The organism is Sphingobacterium sp. UGAL515B_05 (assembly GCF_033097525.1).
GTDB lineage: Bacteria > Bacteroidota > Bacteroidia > Sphingobacteriales > Sphingobacteriaceae > Sphingobacterium.
In genome coordinates, this window is sequence record NZ_CP109907.1 from 3,983,909 (window position 1) to 4,004,524 (window position 20,616).

Annotated in this window: 18 protein-coding genes; 8 read left to right on the plus strand and 10 right to left on the minus strand. The window is 40.9% G+C overall.

All coding sequences use genetic code 11. The features are described from left to right. Positions 1 to 71: 71 nt before the first annotated feature. From OK025_RS16065 to OK025_RS16075, 3 genes are all read right to left on the minus strand, one after another. Positions 72 to 2,603 (minus strand): TonB-dependent receptor domain-containing protein, encoded by a 2,532-nt coding sequence (locus OK025_RS16065; RefSeq protein WP_317665268.1) that lies wholly within the window; start codon positions 2,601 to 2,603, stop codon positions 72 to 74. Between the two features lie 154 nt (positions 2,604 to 2,757). Further along, complete coding sequence (locus OK025_RS16070) at positions 2,758 to 3,447, minus strand: LytTR family DNA-binding domain-containing protein (RefSeq protein ID WP_317665269.1); 690 nt, start codon at positions 3,445 to 3,447, stop codon at positions 2,758 to 2,760. After that, positions 3,437 to 4,477, minus strand: a complete 1,041-nt coding sequence (locus OK025_RS16075; RefSeq protein ID WP_317665270.1) for a sensor histidine kinase — start codon at positions 4,475 to 4,477, stop codon at positions 3,437 to 3,439. Before OK025_RS16075 ends, OK025_RS16070 begins: the two co-directional genes overlap by 11 nt. Before the next feature lie 375 nt (positions 4,478 to 4,852). Between OK025_RS16075 and OK025_RS16080 the strand changes: the two genes are divergently transcribed. From OK025_RS16080 to OK025_RS16090, 3 genes are all read left to right on the plus strand, one after another. Next, positions 4,853 to 5,809 carry an aldo/keto reductase gene (locus OK025_RS16080; protein ID WP_317669777.1) on the plus strand — a complete coding sequence of 319 codons (957 nt, stop codon included), beginning with the start codon at positions 4,853 to 4,855 and terminating at the stop codon, positions 5,807 to 5,809. Between the two features lie 19 nt (positions 5,810 to 5,828). Then, entirely contained in the window at positions 5,829 to 6,311 is a 483-nt protein-coding gene (locus tag OK025_RS16085) for a YdeI/OmpD-associated family protein (RefSeq protein ID WP_317665272.1), read from the plus strand. 92 nt (positions 6,312 to 6,403) lie between these two features. Further along, positions 6,404 to 7,390, plus strand: coding sequence for a Gfo/Idh/MocA family oxidoreductase (locus tag OK025_RS16090; protein ID WP_317665274.1), 987 nt, complete (start codon positions 6,404 to 6,406; stop codon positions 7,388 to 7,390). A gap of 23 nt (positions 7,391 to 7,413) precedes the next feature. On the opposite strand, the gene OK025_RS16095 is transcribed toward OK025_RS16090, so the two are convergent. Further along, positions 7,414 to 7,587 (minus strand): hypothetical protein, encoded by a 174-nt coding sequence (locus OK025_RS16095; RefSeq protein WP_317665276.1) that lies wholly within the window; start codon positions 7,585 to 7,587, stop codon positions 7,414 to 7,416. Positions 7,588 to 7,596: 9 nt separating this feature from the next. After that, positions 7,597 to 8,580, minus strand: coding sequence for an aldo/keto reductase (locus OK025_RS16100; protein WP_317665278.1), 984 nt, complete (start codon positions 8,578 to 8,580; stop codon positions 7,597 to 7,599). Between the two features lie 331 nt (positions 8,581 to 8,911). Between OK025_RS16100 and OK025_RS16105 the strand changes: the two genes are divergently transcribed. Further along, entirely contained in the window at positions 8,912 to 10,594 is a 1,683-nt protein-coding gene (locus OK025_RS16105; RefSeq protein ID WP_317665280.1) for an FAD-binding dehydrogenase, read from the plus strand. Between the two features lie 91 nt (positions 10,595 to 10,685). Here OK025_RS16105 and OK025_RS16110 read toward each other — a convergent pair whose 3' ends face one another. Further along, complete coding sequence (locus OK025_RS16110) at positions 10,686 to 11,555, minus strand: DMT family transporter (protein ID WP_317665282.1); 870 nt, start codon at positions 11,553 to 11,555, stop codon at positions 10,686 to 10,688. Between the two features lie 349 nt (positions 11,556 to 11,904). Here OK025_RS16110 and OK025_RS16115 point away from each other — a divergent pair, with 349 nt between their 5' ends. Both OK025_RS16115 and OK025_RS16120 read left to right on the plus strand, forming a co-directional pair. Continuing rightward, positions 11,905 to 13,188 carry a Gfo/Idh/MocA family oxidoreductase gene (locus OK025_RS16115; protein ID WP_317665284.1) on the plus strand — a complete coding sequence of 428 codons (1,284 nt, stop codon included), beginning with the start codon at positions 11,905 to 11,907 and terminating at the stop codon, positions 13,186 to 13,188. A gap of 1 nt (position 13,189) precedes the next feature. Next, positions 13,190 to 14,965 carry an alpha-L-fucosidase gene (locus tag OK025_RS16120; protein ID WP_317665286.1) on the plus strand — a complete coding sequence of 592 codons (1,776 nt, stop codon included), beginning with the start codon at positions 13,190 to 13,192 and terminating at the stop codon, positions 14,963 to 14,965. An 11-nt stretch (positions 14,966 to 14,976) separates the two neighbouring features. On the opposite strand, the gene OK025_RS16125 is transcribed toward OK025_RS16120, so the two are convergent. Beyond that, a complete protein-coding gene (locus tag OK025_RS16125; protein ID WP_317665288.1) occupies positions 14,977 to 15,318 on the minus strand; it encodes a helix-turn-helix domain-containing protein in 342 nt (113 codons plus the stop codon). A gap of 78 nt (positions 15,319 to 15,396) precedes the next feature. On the opposite strand from OK025_RS16125, the gene OK025_RS16130 reads away from it, so the two are divergent. After that, positions 15,397 to 16,146: an SDR family oxidoreductase gene (locus tag OK025_RS16130; protein WP_317665289.1), complete on the plus strand. Its 750-nt coding sequence runs from the start codon at positions 15,397 to 15,399 to the stop codon at positions 16,144 to 16,146. Between the two features lie 81 nt (positions 16,147 to 16,227). On the opposite strand, the gene OK025_RS16135 is transcribed toward OK025_RS16130, so the two are convergent. The 3 genes from OK025_RS16135 to OK025_RS16145 all read right to left on the minus strand — a co-directional run bounded on the left by OK025_RS16135 (position 16,228) and on the right by OK025_RS16145 (position 19,099). Then, positions 16,228 to 17,151 (minus strand): cold shock domain-containing protein, encoded by a 924-nt coding sequence (locus tag OK025_RS16135; RefSeq protein ID WP_317665290.1) that lies wholly within the window; start codon positions 17,149 to 17,151, stop codon positions 16,228 to 16,230. 95 nt (positions 17,152 to 17,246) lie between these two features. Next, positions 17,247 to 18,182 (minus strand): helix-turn-helix domain-containing protein, encoded by a 936-nt coding sequence (locus OK025_RS16140; protein WP_317665291.1) that lies wholly within the window; start codon positions 18,180 to 18,182, stop codon positions 17,247 to 17,249. Positions 18,183 to 18,256: 74 nt separating this feature from the next. Then, complete coding sequence (locus tag OK025_RS16145; protein ID WP_317665292.1) at positions 18,257 to 19,099, minus strand: SDR family NAD(P)-dependent oxidoreductase; 843 nt, start codon at positions 19,097 to 19,099, stop codon at positions 18,257 to 18,259. A gap of 213 nt (positions 19,100 to 19,312) precedes the next feature. Between OK025_RS16145 and OK025_RS16150 the strand changes: the two genes are divergently transcribed. Further along, positions 19,313 to 20,197 (plus strand): radical SAM protein, encoded by an 885-nt coding sequence (locus OK025_RS16150; protein WP_411567675.1) that lies wholly within the window; start codon positions 19,313 to 19,315, stop codon positions 20,195 to 20,197. Positions 20,198 to 20,616 lie beyond the last annotated feature (419 nt).

The following is a 20,616-nucleotide window of genomic DNA, read 5'->3' on the forward strand; positions in this document are numbered from 1 at the left end:
GCGCTGTTTAATAAAAAAGGGGGGATTTCCTACAAGAAATACCCCCTTTTGATTGTGATATGATCCACATGTTATTGCATTTGTATGCCTTCCATTGAATTCTGGTTTTTGTTTTTCTTAAACATATTCATATCCATTTTTCCAAAACGGTAGGAAAGATTCAATTTGATCAACTGTGGATTCGACAGTCGATAATAGGTTTGAGAGAATCCTTCACCCGATGAAACAATGGTATTGCCACGTGTTCTGAAAATATCGTTGATGGCCAATGTTGCTGAGGCAGCCTGATTTTTCAAGAAGCTTTTCTTGATGGCAAAGTCGATACCATAGAATGGTTTGATATAGCCTTGTGAAGAGCTTTGCGCCTGGTTCATTGGTGGACCGAATGTTTGACCCTGTGTCACTGGCATATTTGTTTTGCCTTGATATTCAAACGCTAGCTGTAGATTCCAGTTTTTCTGTAGGTTGAATGTATTGTTCAATTTTCCAAATACTGTCCACATACCTTCCGAAGGCGTTTTCTCATCCACCTCAATTTTGGAATTATAGAAGTTAAGGTCTGCAGTCAGATCCCACCATTTTTTGAGATTATTGGTATAAGTAAATTCTGCCCCATAATTCTTGCTGGAATTTGCATTGATATAGGTATTAATGAAATCCATTTTGTTCGTTACCGGATTGAGTTCCTGTGTCAGGTAACGTGTAATTAGATTGTTTGTGCGTTTATAGTATACCGTTGCCAAAAATGTGCCTTTTCCATGTGTACGGCTGTAGGAAAGTTCGCCGGATGTCGTGAATTCGGGTACAAGGTCAGGGTTACCACGTGTAATATTTAAGCTATCCGTGTAGTCAACAAATGGGATGAGCTGAAAGAAGTTCGGGCGGTTGACACGACGGGTTACGCTCATTTGTATTTGGTCTTTTTCGGTTAGCTTTTTGCTCAAGAACAACGAAGGAAATAAGCTCAGGGGATACTTGTTGTGGAACTTTTCGTTTGTATTCAAAAGTTCACCGTCGTACGTTGAGCTTTCTGCGCGTAGCCCAACTTTATAGGACACCCAGTCTTTGAGGTTTCCTCCAAGTGAGGCATAGGCTGCATAGACGCTGTTTTTGTTGTTATAGTTGGCTGAAGCTGCGGTGATATTCTCAAAATCATCTTCACCTACTGCTTTTAAGGAATTATTGTTGAGATTTTTGAGTTTATTGATCTGTGCACGCACACCAGTTTCGAGTTTCATGCCATTTTTGAATGGTTTGACATAATCTGCCTGCACAGTCATGAACTTATTATCACCGGAACCGATGTTTTTTTGAATCTGAGTTCCGCTGATTTCGCTGCTTGCATTGCGGTAATTGGTGGTATATAAACCATTGGATGTATTGCTGCCGCCAAAATAATTGAAATCGACAGACAGTTCCTCGCCTTCAGTTTTGAATTTTTGGACGAGACCGGCTTGCAATCCGCGTGGTTTAAAGCTTCTTTCTGACTCGGAAATCCGATCGCTGCGTGATTCGATATTGCGAGAGTTGGTTAAGATTGACGAGTTCTCATTCGGCTTAAATTTACCCTGAACCAACACGCCGGCTACAGATAGTGTTGTTTTGGGACTTAAGTCGTAATCTACGCCGAGCCGGCCAAAGGTAATCATACCTTTTGTTTTGCCTTCGATATCTTGATCTACTGTTGATTCTACGCCATTAATTGTACTGGTACGATGGCTGTCGCCCTCGGTGTTGGTGCGCATGCGCATATTCATTCCCGTTAGTGAGATATTGAATTTATTTTGACGCAGATTTAAACTACCCATAAAGTTGGTTCCACCAAAGCGGTCCCCACCCAAGGTGACCATACCATTGTAGCCAGCTTTCTTATTTTTCTTCAGAATAATGTTGAGGATACCGGCCATACTTCCGGAAGCGTCGTATTTGGCAGATGGATTTGTGATAATTTCGATTTTATCGATCACATCGGCCGGGATCTGGTCGGGGGTGAGTGTGGTAGGTTTTCCATCGACAAAAATTGTAGGGGCTGCGTTTCTCAGTTTTACGTTTCCGTCGATATCTACTTGTACAGAAGGCATATTGCGGAGCACATCGATTGCTGTACCGCCAGCTGCAACGATATTTTTCTCTACGTTGAAGACTTTTTTGTCGATGTCCATTTCGAGTAGTGCCTTGCGGCCAGTCACGGTAACTTCATCGAGTTTACGGTTGTCATCGTCCAATTTGATCGCACCTAGATCTTTGTTTGTTGTTTTGCTATCGCTATAGTCTACAGCAAGATCTATCGGCGCATAGCCTACAGAACTAATTTTTAGTTTCCATTTTTCTTTTGGTGAAATGGCTGCGAAATTGAACTTTCCATTTTCTGAAGAGCTGGTACTTTTTACGAGAATTTCCCTTTCTTTCCCTGTAGCTTGATCCTTGATAACCTTCAATAAATTCACGGAAGCTTGTGAGATAGGTTTCCCGTTGTTGTCCACAATTTGGCCCGAGAGCTGACCTTCGGACATGGCGAAAGCAGGACGACCACCTGCAGGGGCTTGAGCGTGTACGGAAGCAACCGCAGTTGCCATTAGTGCTATTGCTATAAATCTTTTCATTTTTTCTTTGCTATTCTACCGGCTACGCGGATTAGGCTGTTCGATAGTACACAAATTTGAAAAGGATTTTTTAGCTATGCAATCATCTGTAGACCGAAGCGGCCAATGTGTAGACGAACGGATAATTGCATCGATTCAATTTGTGGCGGTAGCATTAGATAAACTGTTCAATATTTTTGATATATTTTTTACCGATAGGAAGGGCGGTTTCAGGTAGGGTGAGTTTGCTTTGGGCGACCTGCTCAATACGATTTTTATTGACAATAAAAGAATTATGTATGCGTAGGAAGTCTGTTGTAGGTAATATTTTTTCCATTCCACGGAGGTTGCTGCGCGTAAGAAGGGGCGATTCACGGTCCACCAGGTATATTTTTACATAGTCTTTCAAACCTTCGATGTAGCTGATTTCATGGAGAAAAATTTTCGTCTTTTTATATTCTACATTAACGATAATATGATCCTGTTCGGGGAGCTGTTTTGCACGGAGCAGCATACCTTCTTCTACCTTTCGGACAGCCGCTGCGAGTCGTTCTTTTGAAATCGGCTTAAGCAGATAATCAATGGCATTTAGCTCGAAACCTTCAACAGCATATTGATGATAGGCTGTGGTGAAGATAACCAAGGGGCGGGGAGCTAGTTCGCGAATAAACTGCGTACCCAACTGATCGGGCATTTCAATATCCAGAAAAATCAGATCGATAGCGTGATTTTTTAAATATTCTTCCGCTTCGGCGGTCGCATTAAATTTATGGACGACTTCGATTTGCTTAAAATTCAACAAGTCGTCTTCTAAAATATTGAGCGCGAAGGGTTCATCATCTATGAGTATACATTTAATCTTCATCGGTCATCAGTTTGAGGGTGACTTCGAAATCTCCAGCATCGGTTTTTCTGATCCTGAGTTCATGTCGATTGGGATACAATAATTGTAATCGTCTGCGTACATTGGTCAGTCCTATACCTTCGTTTGGACGCGGTTCTGTATGTTGTAAGATTCTATTGCGGGATATAAAGATAATGCCACCCGGAGTTTCCTGAAATTGAAACTGTATCTGTGGTGCAGTTTTGCTATCTACGCCATATTTGAATGCATTCTCAACAAAATGTATGAAGAGTAATGGGGGGATCATTCTGTTTTTGACCTTGTCTTCGATATCAAGTGTTACATTTCCTTGGATAGGAAGACGAAGGGTCTGTAAGGCGATAAAATTGCGCATATGGTCAATCTCTTTATAAAGTTCGACTTTGGGGCCGTCTACTTCGTAAAGTATATAGCGTAGCATTTCGGATAACTTAACAATCGTGTCTTCGGAATCCGGTGATTGTTTACGAATGAGCCAACGGATATTATTAAGTGTATTGAATAGGAAATGTGGGCTGATCTGTAGCTTTAACATCGTTAGTTCTGCCGTTGTTTTTTCAAGCGCAATCTGTTTGTTGAGTTCCTTTTGTCGCGCTTGCTCATCGTAGAGGAAGATCATTGAAGACGTGATCATACAAAGGGAGTAAATAATGCCTGGGCCGATGACCAACCGTACAAAAAGAATATTTTCCTTCGTCAGATGAGCAAGCTCTCCAGCTGGATTAAAATAGACTATGCAGTAGTTCAGTGCTACGTAGGTGGCAAACCCAAGTGCCATTAATAGCACAAAGATCTTTCTGCGGCCAAAAAAATAGGTGGGGGCTACAACGTAGCAATGCAAGTAAAAATGAGTAGCCAGAAATATAATATTTAGCAAATGCGATAATGCCGAATAAGCTTTGAAATCAGCGATCTTATCCGGCTGATAGAGATACGTTATAAAGGGTAACAGCAGTAATATGGTCCAGATGACAATATGTAAATAAAATTTTCTGAAGAATCTGCCAATCATGTTATGTCTAATTAATCCCTTTGCTTTTGGACAAGACCAAACTTAGATAAATTGCTTTTTATATGCAATATAAATACGTTTCTATGCAAAAACAATTATGCATAGAAGCCTGTTTTCCTAAGATTATCATGATCTGTTGTTAATCGATGTGGTGTTAAAAACATGATCTGTTCTTAATCGATGTAGTGTTAAAACGCGACCTGTTGTTAATCGGTACGGCGTTAGAAACATGATCTGCGGTTAAATGTATAATTTTAAAAAGAGGTTTGCGAAAGAAGACGAAAGCGGAAAATACGCTGGACTGTTGGAAATAGTTTTGTATTTTGCAGGTATAAACTTTGTAACGTGACATTCAATCCAAACCGATATCAGCATATGCCCTACAGACGCTGTGGGAAGAGTGGTATTCTCTTGCCAGCCATCTCATTGGGGCTTTGGCAAAATTTTGGTGAAACCGATATCCAAGCAGTATTCCGGAAAACTTTGCTGACCGCCTTCGATCGTGGGATCACCCATTTTGATCTTGCCAATAATTATGGTCCTCCTCCGGGAAGTGCAGAAGAGAACTTTGGACAGATACTGCGCACCGATTTTGCGGGCTATCGCGATGAACTTTTAATTTCCACGAAAGCGGGGTATACCATGTGGCCGGGGCCGTATGGTGATTGGGGAAGCCGTAAATATTTGATGGCCAGTCTACATAAGAGCTTAAAACGGATGAGTCTCGATTATGTGGATATATTTTACCATCATCGACCGGATCTGAATACACCGTTGGAGGAGACGATGGCAGCATTGCGAGATATTGTTCATCAAGGAAAGGCCTGCTATGTAGGCTTGTCCAATTATCCTCCTGATCTTGCTCAGAAAGCTGCTGCGATATTGCGTGCAATGGGGACACCATGCCTTATTCATCAGCCTAAATATTCAATGCTGGTGCGGACACCCGAGGCGGGACTTTTGGATGTGCTGCAGGCAGAAGGAATCGGAGCGATCGCTTTCTCTCCTTTGGCACAGGGACTGTTGACCAACAAATATCTCGGCGGCATTCCGGCGGATTCACGTGCTTCGAAAGAACATTTTTTGAAAAGTGAAATGATCACTGCTGAATTGATGGAGAAGATCGACCGGTTGAATAATCTTGCGGTACAAAGAGGGCAAACATTGGCGCAAATGGCAATTGCATGGTTGTTAAAAGATGAACGCGTGAGCTCGGTTTTAGTAGGGGCGAGAAATAGTGAACAGCTCGTTGATTCGCTCAAGGCCCTGGATAGGTTGGATTTTACGACGGATGAATTGACGCTTATAGATACTATTCTGAAGCAGAATTAATCACCTAATTGATCGTATCATGTTTGCCTTTGAAGCACAATTGGAAATTATCGGTATCAATCCTTTTGTTTTTGTTCCTACGGATATTCTGGATAACCTATTTAAGGATGCGGGAATAAACAAAGGATATATTCCTGTGAAAGGAAAAGTGAATGAAAAGGATTATGTTCAGACATTGTTGCGGTATAAGGGTGAGTGGAGGCTGTACATTAACACGGTTATATTGTCGGATTCGCCGAAACGAATCGGTGAGACCTTAACCATAACAATTGCTTTTGATCCGGAAGACCGGACTATTTTGCCTCACCCCGAACTCGAAGCAGCATTTGCACTAAATAAGGAAGCTCTGCAGGTATTCGACGGATTGTCTCCATCAAAGCAAAAGGAAATCATCCGTTATATTTCTTCCTTAAAAACTGCGGATAGTAGAAGAAAAAATATTGAAAAAGCAATTGGTTTTCTTTTGGGTAAAAACCGATTTGTGGGGCGTGAAAAGCCCTAAGAAATCAGACCAGTACTTCGATGTGTGTACTGTAATTCTCGCCAGATATGGGGATTATTGGTCAGAATTTTAGCAATAATTTGAATATACTTATGGATAATCCTAAAATTGTATGGGGTATCATCGGCTGTGGTGATGTTACAGAAAAAAAAAGTGGACCAGCGTTTAATCGCATAAATAATAGTCAGCTCATGGCTGTAATGCGAAGAGATGCGGCGAAAGCTGCTGATTATGCTAGTCGACATCAAGTACCCTTGTGGTATTCAGACGCTGATGATTTGCTCGATAATATCGATCTCAATGCGATTTATGTAGCAACGCCACCCTCATCTCATCTCGCGTATGCACTGTCTGCCTTGCGTAGGGGGAAATCTGTTTATGTTGAAAAGCCCGTTACGTTAAATGCGATAGAAGCAGAAATATTGTTGCAGGAAGTAAAAGAAAGAGACGGGAAGTTGGTAGTTGCCCATTATAGGCGGCAATTGCCTTTGTTTCTGAAGGTTAAGGAGCTTGTTGGAAATGGTGAAATTGGTGAGTTAAGGACGGTGCAATTGCGTTTATGGCAGAGTAGAATGCCTGACCTAGTGACCAAAGGTGGCGGAGACTGGCGTACTGATCCTGCTGTTTCGGGAGGAGGTTATTTCTTTGATTTAGCCCCACATCAATTGGATTTGATGCTCTATTTTTTTGGAATGCCGGTTTCATACGATGGTTTTAGCTTGATTCAGGATAAAGAAAGTGCTGTAGCTGATCTGACCACAGGAACGATTTTGTTTGAAAATCAGCTTGTCTTCAATGGAAGTTGGTGTTTTAATGTTGCCAAAGAAAACCAGGTAGATAAGGTTGAAATTGTAGGAAGCCTTGGGCATATTACTTTTTCTATTTTTGGAAATTCAGTTGTTGTCAAAACAAGAGATGGAGAGAAGGAATTTGTATTTGATCATCCTGAAAATATTCAATTGCCGATGATTTCGCGTACAGTAGATTATTTTAGCGGCATCGGGCCCAATCCATCTCCGATTGAGGAAGCCTTGGTTCTGATGAAGATTATCGATAACTTTTCGACAATAAGGCCATAATATTTTACCGTTGCTAGCAAACTTTAGTTTTTTAGCAATGAGGCCGGTATAATGGAAAACCTATTTGGAAGACCGGTATGATACCATGTACGATCTGTTGGGGCTACCAGCAGTGTTTTATTTTGCGCATTACCTTGCAATGCTGCGAGTGACAGTACACTTATAAGGAGTACTGTCAACTGATTAAATTTGTTCATCGCTGAATGTTAGATTTTCGCTAAAGCAAGATTGATGAATGATAGTTCTTCGGCGGTAAGCATGATATCGATGGCTTGAGCATTTGCTATGGCCTGCTCTGCATTTCGGGCACCTGCCAAAACCACAGTGATCGCCGGCTGTAGACTGGTCCAGCGTAATACCAATTGAGAAAGTGTTACACCTTTGTTAGTGGCAATTGGACTGATGGTATCCAAGAAGGTCTTTACCTTGGCCAGATCAAATTGTTGGAAATAACCATTGCGGTGGTCGTTTTCTTTTAATTTACCTGTGTTAAAATACTTACCGGTTAATAAACCGCGTTCCATAGGGCTATATACAATGATACCTAGATCATTTTGCTTTGCATAAGGAACAAGGTCTTGTTCGATACCTCGGTTTAGCATACTGTAACCAACTTGATTACTCGCAATGTTGAGGTTCTTCCGTGCTTCTGAAACTTGATCGACACTATAATTGCTGACGCCGGCGGCACGGATTTTACCTTGTTGTAAAAGAAGATCCAAGGCTTCCATCGTTTCCGAAATCGGCGTCGTGCTATCTGGCCAGTGAATCTGAAGTAGATCGATGTAGTCCGTACGTAAGCGTTTTAGGCTATTCTCTACTTCATGAATTACACTAGTTTTTGACGAGTATTTATAAACTGGAATAGTTTTACCAGCTTCTTCTGCATCAAAGAAAAATTCACCTTTCCCTTGGTTACTACCGTCCCATACCAAACCAAATTTAGTTAAGAGCTGTATTTTGGTCCGATCGTATCCCTGTATTGCCGCACCGATCATTTCTTCACTTAAACCAAATCCATAAAAAGGGGCTGTATCCAATGTGGTGACACCATTGTCGATAGATGCTTTTACAGCATCAATAGAATCTTTCTTTTCATTTCCGCCCCACATGTTGCCGCCAATAGCGAAAGCCCCATAAGTAATTGCTGATAATTCTAAATCTGTTTTTCCTAATTTTCTGTATTCCATATTTTTAATTTTTTATGTTTCCTGTTAAAACTATTTATTACGCTAATGCACCTTTTTTACCAAATAAATCTTTTCGAAATGGCGCTTATTATTATTTGAATGATTGATAGCACAAAGTTATAACCCTCATTTTTATTATTAAAATAATTTAAATTAGGTTATTCTATTATTTTTATAATATTTTAATAGGTGTTTTTTAAGGAAAGAACGACGGTATTGCTGTTAAGTTTTTCTTGTGCAATCCTGCTCAAACTAGTAAATTTATATAAGGCAGTTGGTCTTGTGAGCAATCACATTTTTATTGGGGTAGCTGTTCGGTAAAAGAATAACAATGCAAAAAGTAGAACAATTTAAACCTGACGTGATTATTATTGGAGCTGGCTTGGCAGGACTTACGACAGCAATGGAAATTACCGATGCTGGTAAGAAAGTGCTTCTTGTGGATCAGGAAACGGAAGAAAATCTAGGGGGACAGGCCTATTGGTCCTTCGGGGGGCTTTTTCTTATCAATTCGCCGCAACAACGTCGCATGGGTATCAAGGATTCTTATGAACTAGCCCGACAGGATTGGATGGGGACTGCCGGATTTGACCGCGAGGAGGATTATTGGCCACGACAATGGGCTGAGGCCTACTTGAAATTTGCAACAGAAGAAAAGTCTGCCTACATCGCTAAGCTTGGTATAAAGTTGATGTTTATGGTCGGTTGGGCGGAGCGCGGTGATGGTTCTGCCTCGGGGCATGGTAATTCTGTGCCTAGATTTCATGTCAGTTGGGGGACCGGAACCGGAGTTGTGAAACCTTTTGTGGATAAAGCTTATGCTGCGCAGGAAAAAGGTCTTCTGCAGTTTCGCTTTCGCCATCGCGTTACTGCGTTACTAACGCAGGATGGCACGGTCATTGGAATTGCGGGCGATGTTTTGGAACATGATAACAAAGCTAGGGGTGTTGCAACCAACAGAACTATTCTTAAAGCGTTTGCATATTATGCAGATCAGGTCGTAATTGCTTCTGGAGGGATCGGCGCAAATCATCAATTGGTACGCGAAAATTGGCCTGAACGATTAGGGAAAGCGCCGGCACAGATGATTTCAGGTGTACCCGCCTATGTCGATGGAAAAATGATCGGAATTGCGGAAGAGGTTGGGGCTCATATGATCAACCGCGATCGCATGTGGCATTATACGGAAGGGATTGAAAATTGGAATCCAATATGGCCTAACCACGGCATCCGTATCTTGCCTGGGCCCTCTTCACTGTGGTTTGATGCCCGCGGTAACAGACTTCCCGCGCCTTATTTGCCTGGATTTGATACCTTGGGTACACTCAAACACCTGCAAGAGACAGGCTTTTCTTATTCCTGGTTTATCCTGACACAGAAGATTATCAAAAAAGAGTTTGCCCTTTCGGGTTCAGAACAGAATCCAGATATTACCAACAAGGATTATAGGTTATTCTTGAAACGCATTTTCGGGAAAAATGCTCCCGGGCCCGTTGAGGCTTTTAAGGAAAAAGGAGCTGATTTTATTGTTTCGGACAATCTAAAAGATTTGGTCGATCGTATGAATCGTTTGACCGGGGAGGATCTATTGGACTATGAAGCAATTAAATCGCAAATTGAAGCGCGTGACCGGGAAGTAGATAATAAGTTCTCAAAGGACACGCAAGTGAATTATATCCGGAATACACGGAATTACCGTGGTGATAAATTAGGCCGAGTGGCAGCCCTTCATAAAATTCTGGCGCCGGAAAATGGACCACTCATTGCGGTACGTCTCCATGTATTGACCCGGAAAACCTTGGGTGGTCTTAAAACGAATCTCCAGGCGCAAGTACTAACAAAGGATGATGAGGTGATAAAGGGCTTGTATGCTGTGGGTGAGGTGGCTGGATTTGGTGGTGGCGGGATGCACGGCTATCGAGCGTTGGAAGGCACGTTTTTGGGAGGATGTATTTTCTCCGGCATGAAAGCCGGAAAACACATTGCGAGTTTGCAAAAGGCACCATCTGCCTAAGAAATGTGATGAAACTTAATTCTTTTCTGAATGTTAAAATAGAGGTTCCATAGGCAATCAATGCGATGTTTGCCTATGGAATAAGGAACTATTAAGCTTTTTTTCTGATGGAGCGCATCGTTTGGAGAAGAACAGAAACGAGTACAAGAGCGAGTCCAACATAGAAGGAAGCATTGACTTGTTTGCCTTCGTTGAAGAATAAAAAAGCAATGATAATCGAATAGATGGGCTCGAGATTGAAACTCAAATTGACCGTAAATGCAGATAACTTCTTGAGCGATTCAGCAAAAAGAACATAGAGGCCAACCGTACACAATAAAGCTAGCAAGATTAAATAGACCCCATCAGAAAAGCTCGGTATAAAACGTTCGGTAGGAAATAGATAATAGAAAATGGGCAGCCCAAATCCCAATACAATGGTGCCACTAAGCATCTGATAAAAATTGAGCAATTTACTGTCATATTGTTTGACTAATCGCTCGTTGTAAATGGTATATAGAGCCGCAAAAATAGTTGAAATTACACCCAAAATAATTCCAAGTTGATAAGAGCTATCAAAATGAAAGATTAAACTGATTCCGATCAATGTCAGCATACTTAACATGAGCTGTGCTGCGCTTAATCTTTTCTTGTTGATGATTGGCTCCAATACAGCGGTAAAGAAACTGGTCAGGCAATAGCAAACAACGCCAATGGAAATGTTGGAAAACTTGATGCTACCATAAAAAAATATCCAGTGGATGGTGATTAATACGCCGACTTTCGCAATTTTAAACACATCTTTAGTGGATTTTAAACGCTCAATTTTGAATAATTTGACAACGAGGAATAAGATGATTGTTGAAAGTAAGACCCGAAACCAGACGAGTGGAATTTGATTGAGGGTAATGAGCTTGCCGAAAACACCGGTGAAGCCTGCGAGCAGTACTGCGGTATGAAGTACTAAATATGATTTTTTCATAAGAGAAATGTCTTTCCCATAAAGGGAAATTTAAAAGCTAAATAAATAGTTAATCCTTATATCATCCGAATTTGCTCCTGATCGGAAGCCATTATTCGTTTGACATCGCGCTATATTATTTTGCTGGAGGAGAAAGACAAGTTCTTCGGCCCATGGTTTTATGATTGGTTTTAACAAATATAGAAATTATCTACAGCATTCAAAGTGTTATATTTCAGCTATTTTGTTTGGATTAATATTTTTCATCCTAAAGACTAAATGTTATATTAGTAATCTCGCTAGGGGGGATCCCAAGATAATCGTCTTCCTAGTAATGAATACACAATATCAATATAAACCAAACTAAACAATGAAGAGAAAAGAATTTATCCGAAATACGAGCCTATTGGCAGCATCGGCGCTTTTTGCACAAACAAAAGTATTCGGTTTTCAAGCTGATACGATCCGTGTAGGGCTGATCGGTACCAACGGTATGGGCTGGTCTAATCTGAATGCCATCTTGAAAGTACCAGGTGTGCTGTGTACGGCATTATGCGATGTCGATGAAAATGTTTTAAAGAATCGAGCTGAGGAATTAAAGAAACGCAATATCAATGTGAAGACTTATATCGATTATACAGACCTCCTAAAAGCAAATGACGTTGATGTTGTTATTGTCGCTACACCTGATCATTGGCATTGTATGCAAATGGTTGATGCTGTTGCGGCCGGAAAAGATGTATATGTCGAAAAACCGATTGGAAACTCCATTCGGGAATGCGAAATTATGGTTGCAGCTGCTAAAAAGCATAAACGTGTTGTACAGGTAGGGCAATGGCAACGAAGCCAACAACATTTCAGAGATGCCATGGATTTTGTTCATAGCGGAAAATTGGGGAAAATACGTCTTGTTAAGGCTTGGGCTTATCAAGGTTGGATGAAGAGTATCCCGGTTCAGGCAGACGCTCCTGTTCCTACGGGAGTACATTATGATAAATGGTTGGGGCCAGCACCAAAACGTGCATTTAATCCCAATCGTTTTCACTTCAATTTTAGATGGTATTGGGATTATGCAGGTGGCTTGATGACCGATTGGGGGGTACATATGTTGGATTATGCGCTGATCGGAATGAAAGTATCAGATCCTGTTTCGGTTATGGCTGCTGGCGGTAAATTTGCTTATCCTGACGATGCCGCTGAAACACCGGATAGTTTAACAACGGTATACGAGTTTGATGGATTTAATGTTCAATGGGAGCAGGCAACAGGTATAGATTTGGGTCCTTACCAGAAGACTCACGGAGTTGCTTTCATTGGCAATAATGGTACCTTGGTGGTCAATCGTGAGGGTTGGGAAGTTATCCCGGAGAAAGGGCGAATGGATGCTGTGTCTTTTCAACGTTCACAGGACAATGGATTGGACAAGCATATGGTTAATTTTGTTGAAGCAGTTAGAAAGAAATCCGTGGAAGGTTTACATGCTCCGATAGAAGCTGGGGCACATATCGCGATATTCTCACAAATGGGAAATATTGCTTATCGGGCCAAAAAGAAATTGTTCTGGGACAAACAAAAGCGCAGTTTCAATGATAAGGATGCAGACCAGTACCTGGCGAAAGTTTATCATAATGGTTATAACCTGCCCAAAGTCTAAGATGTTAAAAATAGCTGTTAAAAAGATATTGTTTTGTCTAGCACTGTCGGGGTTGGTTGTGAACCAGGTTTCAGCGCAACAGATGGAACAGATGTGGAATGGTAAAGGGGGAAATAAACCGATCGCCCAAAATAGAGGGAAACTGTTCCGTGAAGGCAAATATGCGATGTTTATCCATTGGGGAATCTATTCGCAGCTGGCAAATACCTGGCAGGGAAAAACGTTTTATGGCATAGGGGAGTGGCTCATGAACAAGAGCATGGCCAATATCCCTGTTGCGGACTATATGGCTGCTGCGGGTTCTTTCCGTCCAGATCATTTTGATGCTAAAGCTATTGTGCAGCTTGCAAAAGATGCGGGAATGCGTTACATCGTGATTACAAGTAAACATCACGATGGATTTTCAATGTTTCATTCTAAGGTGAATTCTTTTAATATTGTTGAGGCTACTGATTTTAAGCGTGATCCAATGATTGAGCTCGCAAAAGCCTGTAAAGAGGGGGGAATTGGTTTTGGGTTCTATTATTCGCAAAATCAGGATTGGACTTATCCTGGCGGAAATGGTGGCCCCAAGGTGAATGCAGCTGGTCAGCCGAAAACATTTGATGATTATTTTTGGGAAAAATGTTATCCTGAGGTGAATCAGATTACAACGGAGTATGGACCGATAGAATTGGTCTGGTTCGATACTCCAGGTGGGATGGATAAGAAATACGCACAAAAACTTGTCGAATTGGTTCATAAAAATCAACCTGGGGCGTATGTGTCAGGACGAGTTGGGCACGGGCTTGGTGATTATTCTACTTTAGGAGATATGGAAGTGCCGCGGCAGAATGTTCCGGGGCTTTGGGAAGCAGTAGATGTAACCAACGATTCTTGGGGTTATGCTTGGTACGACAATAATTGGAAGAGTGCTCGTGAGATCTTGTCACGTACATTGTCGACTATTGGTCGGGGAGGGACCTATATGTTAAATGTTGGGCCTAAACCCGACGGGACTATTCCAGAGCCAGCGAGCTTAGCGTTGCGCGGTGCGGGTGCCTGGATCCGAAAATATCCAGAGACCGTTTATGGCGCACAGGCGTCACCTTGGGGGCATGCCTTACCCTGGGGAGATGCTACTGTACAGGGACATAAAATTTCATTGTTGGTCTATCATTGGCCGACCAATGGAAAGTTGTTTGTTCCGGGCTTAACAAAAGGGATAAAGTCGATTAGCCTTTTAACTTCCAACGGCAAAAAGTCCTTGAATTACACGTTCGATGGAAAATGGTTAAAAATCAATACGCCAGGTGTAGCTCCCGACCCATTGGTTTCTGTCATTGAGGTAGTTATGCAGGAAATACCCGTTATTGATAACATGTTGGGAGTTGATCCGGCCATGGAGACAATTGTGCCTGTTGATTTTGCTGAAGTTAAAGGATGTAATAAAACTGGAAAGTCCTGGATGGAAAAATTCGGTGAATGGAAGCATGTGGTTCAAGTAGGGAAATGGACTGATGAAAGTAAACTAACGTATGCTATAGACATTGTTAAGCCAGGCTATTATCAAATTGATCTCAATTATACGGGGCAGGGGAGAGTGGTGTGGAAGATCGAAAACTCGGCTGGGGAGATCGTGCAGAATCAGCAAGCGGCCTCTTCCGTGTATAATTGGTACCCTTGGGGATGGATGAAATTTAAGGTTCCGGGGCGCTACAAAATTACTGTTTCTTTAGTGGAAGGGGATGGTGATAAACTCAGTCTTACTGCACTTCGATTTAAATCTGTAGAATAGAGCTCAAAAGTCTATTCTACAGATTCTTCAATAATCACCTTTCTGTGCTCTCGGCCCCAGTTAATCATTTCTTGGATGATATTACCAAATGTCCGGCAATAGGCAGTCGGATGATATTCAACCAGTACCGGGCTATCTGGATAGACCTTTCTGTTAACAAGCTTGTTGAGTTCCATATCTTTCAATTCTTTGGACAGCATACGCGTCGTGATACCGGGGATACTTCGTTCAATTTCTCGAAACCGTTTATTACCGTTGCATAGTGAATTGATAATGGGAATACGCCATTTTCCGCCTATAAAATACAGGGTGTCCTGTAATGCTCTTAGTTCTTCTACTTGATTTCTTTCCATGGTAATTTTGGTATACTCTATTATACTGGTATCAAATGTATATCAAATACCCGATATATTTGTCAAAAAAATAGAACAATGGAAAATTTACAAAACAAAGTCGTCTTAGTTACGGGAGGGAATAGTGGAATTGGTTTCGCAACAGCAAAGGAGTTTAGTGAAAATGGAGCACAAGTTATTATTACAGGCAGAAGAAAACAAGCTATTGATCAAGCTGCTGAGCGGATAGGAGCAACAGCCTACGTGGCGGATCAGGCTATACTGCAAGATATTGAAAAACTTGCTCAGGAAATAGAAGATCGGTTTGGATATATTGATGTCCTATTTATCAACGCCGGTATTACAGGTGAAGGAGGTTTTATTGCTGAAGCATCAGAAGCGAATTTTGATGCAGTAATGGATATCAATTTAAAAGGCTCATATTTTATGTTGAGTAGATTTATCCCACTACTTCGCGATGGTGCGTCTGTCGTTATTCTTTCTTCTAATGTAGCTACCTTAAATATGCCAGCGAGTTCGATTTACCAAGCGAGTAAAGCGGCCGTTAATTCCTTTGCCAAAACAGCAGCAATGGAGCTTGCAAACCGTAAAATTCGTGTAAACACGGTGAGTCCGGGTCCGACCAGGACAGATGTGCTTAACAAGAATTATGACCAGCTGACTGTCGAAAATATTTGGAATAAGTTGGCTGCTGAATCTCCACTCAAAAAGATAGGTACAGCGGAAGACGTCGCTAAAATGGTTGTTTATCTGAGTGGTGAACATGCATCTTACATCACTGGCGCTGATTTTGTTTTGGACGGTGGAATGGGTATCAATCATTCTTAAACACCTGACAGCATACTAAGAGATCTCTAGGTGAAGAACTTATCCTTCGTAGATATTGAATTATTATCATACGAAGGATAATCAATCGTTCAGATTCTTTGTCTGATCTCGCTTATTATATTGAGGCGGATTGCATGCTGATTTTACGACATTAAATAGTTTCAGCCATTCTTGCAGCAGCGTCTGTATTTTTTCAATAGAATCCTCATTCTCCAAAAACTCAATATAAGGTAACAATGGTTCAATATCCTTTTTGTCCATTGTTTCTATGTCATCAAATAAAGCATTTACAAAATCAGTGCAAAAAGATTTGCCAAAGCTGTAAGTGTTTATTCTCGCTAGATCTTCACAATTGATTTCGGTAGCATTCAGATTAAATACAAGCTCAGGGATTTCGTAGTCGCCTTCTGCCGGATAGCCGATGTACCTAAACATGCTTTCTTTCCATACGCGAAATAGGATTTGATGTGAGACATGTTTCCCAAAGTATTCGAACACCTTGGAAAGTATATCGTAAGCGGTTTCTTTCTCAAAAACACCAGTAATGCTTTTGTCGATCAATTCGGCATAGGAAATGAAAATTGAACTATCAAAATGAACATCAAAATTAGCGGTCAGCATGGCCACAATATGTTCTCTGGGCTGGATTCTTAAAAGTTGTCTTGCTGTTAATGAGGTTAAGTTATGCTTTTGTTCTCGACCGTGGCTGTCGGGGAGGAGTACGGTGTGTTCTTTGTCGAGGAGGGAGATAACGAATTTCCAATCTTCGGGCCTTTTGAGAATCCTGCAGTTCTGGGCGAGATAACCGCTCCTTTTAGGGTCGGGTTTCTTATCGCCAACAATAACTTCTCCAGGTTGAATAATATGTTCTGGAGGAACTTTAAACCTGCGTATATGCACAAAGAGTTCTTCTCCGGAAGGTAACGCAAGAGTACCAAATCCTTTGTTATTGTCGAACCATTTGACTGCGCCGATAAACATGGCTGGGGTTGAGTTTTGTTTCAATAGTATAAAGGTAATGAATAAATGCCTTTATTAGGTATTGAAAATGAAATATTTGCAATTATTTGTGCTATATCACCTATTTTTCTCGTATTTACCTACTTATTTGGTTGGGGAAAAGATTTTCGGAAGGCCAAAGGAGACATATTTGTCTTCGCTTTGAATAACTTGTTAAATGATTGGGGATGGCCAAAGCCCAAGTCGTAAGCAACTTCGCTTACGGATAGGTTTGTGATGGATAATTTCTCTTTTGCTTTGTCAATTATTTTATCATGGATGAAATGTTGCGTATTTTCACCGGTCTGCAAACGGAGCATATCGCTTAAATAACTGGCCGAAATGTGTAGGCGTTCAGCAAGATACTGTACCGTTGGGATGCCTTGTTTGGTAGAAATATTGTTAGAGAAATATGTTTCCAATATTTCATCAAGTTTGGCTATTAAGTTCGTATTAATCGCTTTTCGTGTGATAAATTGTCTTTTATAAAATCGGTTGGCATAATTTAAAAGTAATTCAATGTGGGAAATAATCACATCTTGACTAAAGTCATCGATTCGGCTAGTTAATTCTTCATCGATGTGCCGGAAGATGGAAATAATTCGGTCTTTTTCTTTTTCGGATAAATGTAGGGCTTCATTTGTGGTATAAGAAAAAAAGCCGTATTGTTTTATTTTTTTTGCTAGCGGATATCCCCAAAAGAAATCAGGATGTATCAAAAGGGTATATTGTGAGCATACTTCGCCTTCATTTGCGCCGTGGTTCCCTATAATTTGATTTGGAGCGGCAAACAGAAGTCCACCTTCGTCAAAGTCATAGTAACCTTGTCCATAGATGAGTTTTCCTTTAACACTCGGTTTGTAGGATATTTTGTAAAAATTCAATACATGCGGTTGAGGAATATTGTTGAGCATCACCTGATGAGTGCTGCCATTCACCATGCTAACCAAGGGGTGGGCCGGTGTTGGAAGGCCAAAAGCACGGTGAATATCCGATAGGGATTCCATCTTTGGAAGAGCTTTTTGTTCTTTTTTCATTTTTGAATTTACGTAATTCTCGTTTACAATAGCCGATAATGTAAACGAGAATGAATTATTGACATAGGGATTACTTACTTGGAAACGCCTTGAGCTTGGGCTGAAACAGTATCCCATTCTTTCCATGTGGTAATCCTTTCGGCATATACACTACTTACCCAAGATAGATTCCCATTTCCTAGATTAAACCGCAAGGGAGGATTTTCTGTGTCAACAATACTGAAGATTGCAGCTGGAGTTGCATTCGGATCGCCTTTCTCCATTTTTCCTAAATCAGTAAAAAATTGGGCTTTAAAATCCTGGTAAGGATCTAATGTTTCAGCAAATTGTAGTGATTCCTGACTCCCAAATTCTGTGGCGTAGGCTCCGGGTTCTATGATGGTTACTCTGATGCCAAACGCTTTGACTTCAAGCGCTAAACTTTCGTGTATTGCTTCAAATGCCCATTTTGAGGAACAATAGTATCCGATCACAGGTAGCGTGACATGGCCTAAGCTACTTGATGTACCTAAGATGTGACCATGTCCTTGCTGACGTAATAATGGTAAAACAGCTTGAATGACAGCGACCGGTCCAAGGATATTTGTTTCATATTGTTTTCGAATATCGTCCATGCTAGCTTCCTCAATAGTTCCAACCAGAGAGTAACCTGCATTGTTAAGGACAATGTCTAACTGGCCAAAGTGATCATATGCCTGTTGTACAACAGTTTTTACTTTTTCGGTATCGGTAACGTCCAATTCCAGTGTCAATACGTTGTCTCCATATTTCTCATTGAGATAGGCGATGGAAGAGAGTCGTCGTGCGGTAGCAATTACTTTGTCGCCTCGCTGGAGCGCTGCCTCTGTCCAGATTTTCCCGAATCCGCGCGAACTGCCCGTGATAAACCAGATTTTACTTTGCGTATTTTGTGTCATGTTTCTTTGTATTTGTAATACAAACTTCCATAAAGCGCGTCTAATAAAAATCGCCAAATTGAGGGAATATGTAGCCGAAAGGAGTTTTGTGAAATTTATTTAGGAGAATAATTCTATGAAATTATTTTTTGTCTCTTAGTCGTAATTTTGAATTAACTTAGTATGTTAAAATCTGTTTTATAAGATAGATTTTCAGTAAACGTAAAGTTCCGTATGCAGCGTGTAATTGCTAAATCCATTCTTAACAAAACAAAACGGAGAGATCCTTGGTTTCTTGATGACTATACTTTAAATCCCTATAGTGGATGCTCTTTTAACTGTCTATATTGTTATATCAGGGGCAGCAAATATGGGGTAAATATGGCTGAAAAGCTAAGTGTCAAACAGAACGCGATTGATTTGTTGGATCGTGCTTTAGCGCTCCGTGCCCGTAAAAAACAATATGGAATAATTGTACTGTCGTCTGCAACAGATCCTTATCTGCAATTTGAACAGACGGAGTTACTGACGCGGCAATTGTTGGAAATTATATTACATTATCGTTTTCCGGTACATATTATCACCAAATCGGATCTTGTCAGTAGAGATTTTGATTTATTGAACCAGATCGATGCTGAAGCGATACTCCCATTTGATCTGCAAGGTAAATTAACCCATGGTGCCATTATTACCTTTTCATTTTCGACCATCGATTCAGAAATTGCCAGAATATTTGAACCGGGAGCACCATCGCCCGAGCTTCGTCTGAATACCTTGAGCCAGGCACGGATGATGGGATTGTGTAGTGGCGTAAGTTTAATGCCTTTGTTGCCTTTTATTTCAGATACAGGAGCTCATCTTGATCAGATGTTTTCGACTTTTCGATCCGTTGATGCAAATTATATTTTTCCAGCAACCTTGGCGTTATATGGTTCTGACCCTGGTGATAATCGGACTTTGGTTATGCGTGCGGTTGAAAAACACTATCCACAGCTCGTGGAAAAATACCAACAATTGTTTGGTCCGGACGGTAAGCTTCCCAACTATTATCGACAGGCATTTGCGGAAAAGATAAAGGAATTATGTGTACAATATGGGTTGCGAGACCGGCTGTTTTAGCTACCAAGTTTACTGATTTTATCTTCAAAAAATCAGATCTCATTTTTGTTTTTATAAGTTGTTGTAAAATAGGTTTATATGGTGTGAAAAAGACGTTTAATTTATTTTTCGTACCTTTGTACTGTCAAAAGACAGAATGGCGTGAATTTATTCCGCTATGGCTTTGTGCCTTTGGCACAGCCTAGGTTGTTCGTTATACTTGTTGAAGTATATTTTGGGGATGCTTTTTTAATGGAGCATTTCGTCTTTAAAAGATTAGTTTCTTTTTCATCATTGCTCTTACCGAACCGAGAGTAAAGTATGTTAGTTAATAAGTTGATTGAACTGTACGAGTAAGATTTCGATCAAACGAACTCAACCGTAGGGATATTTTTATTTGTAAGAAAATAGCGTAGGCGTATGGCCTTAGTGGATTACTC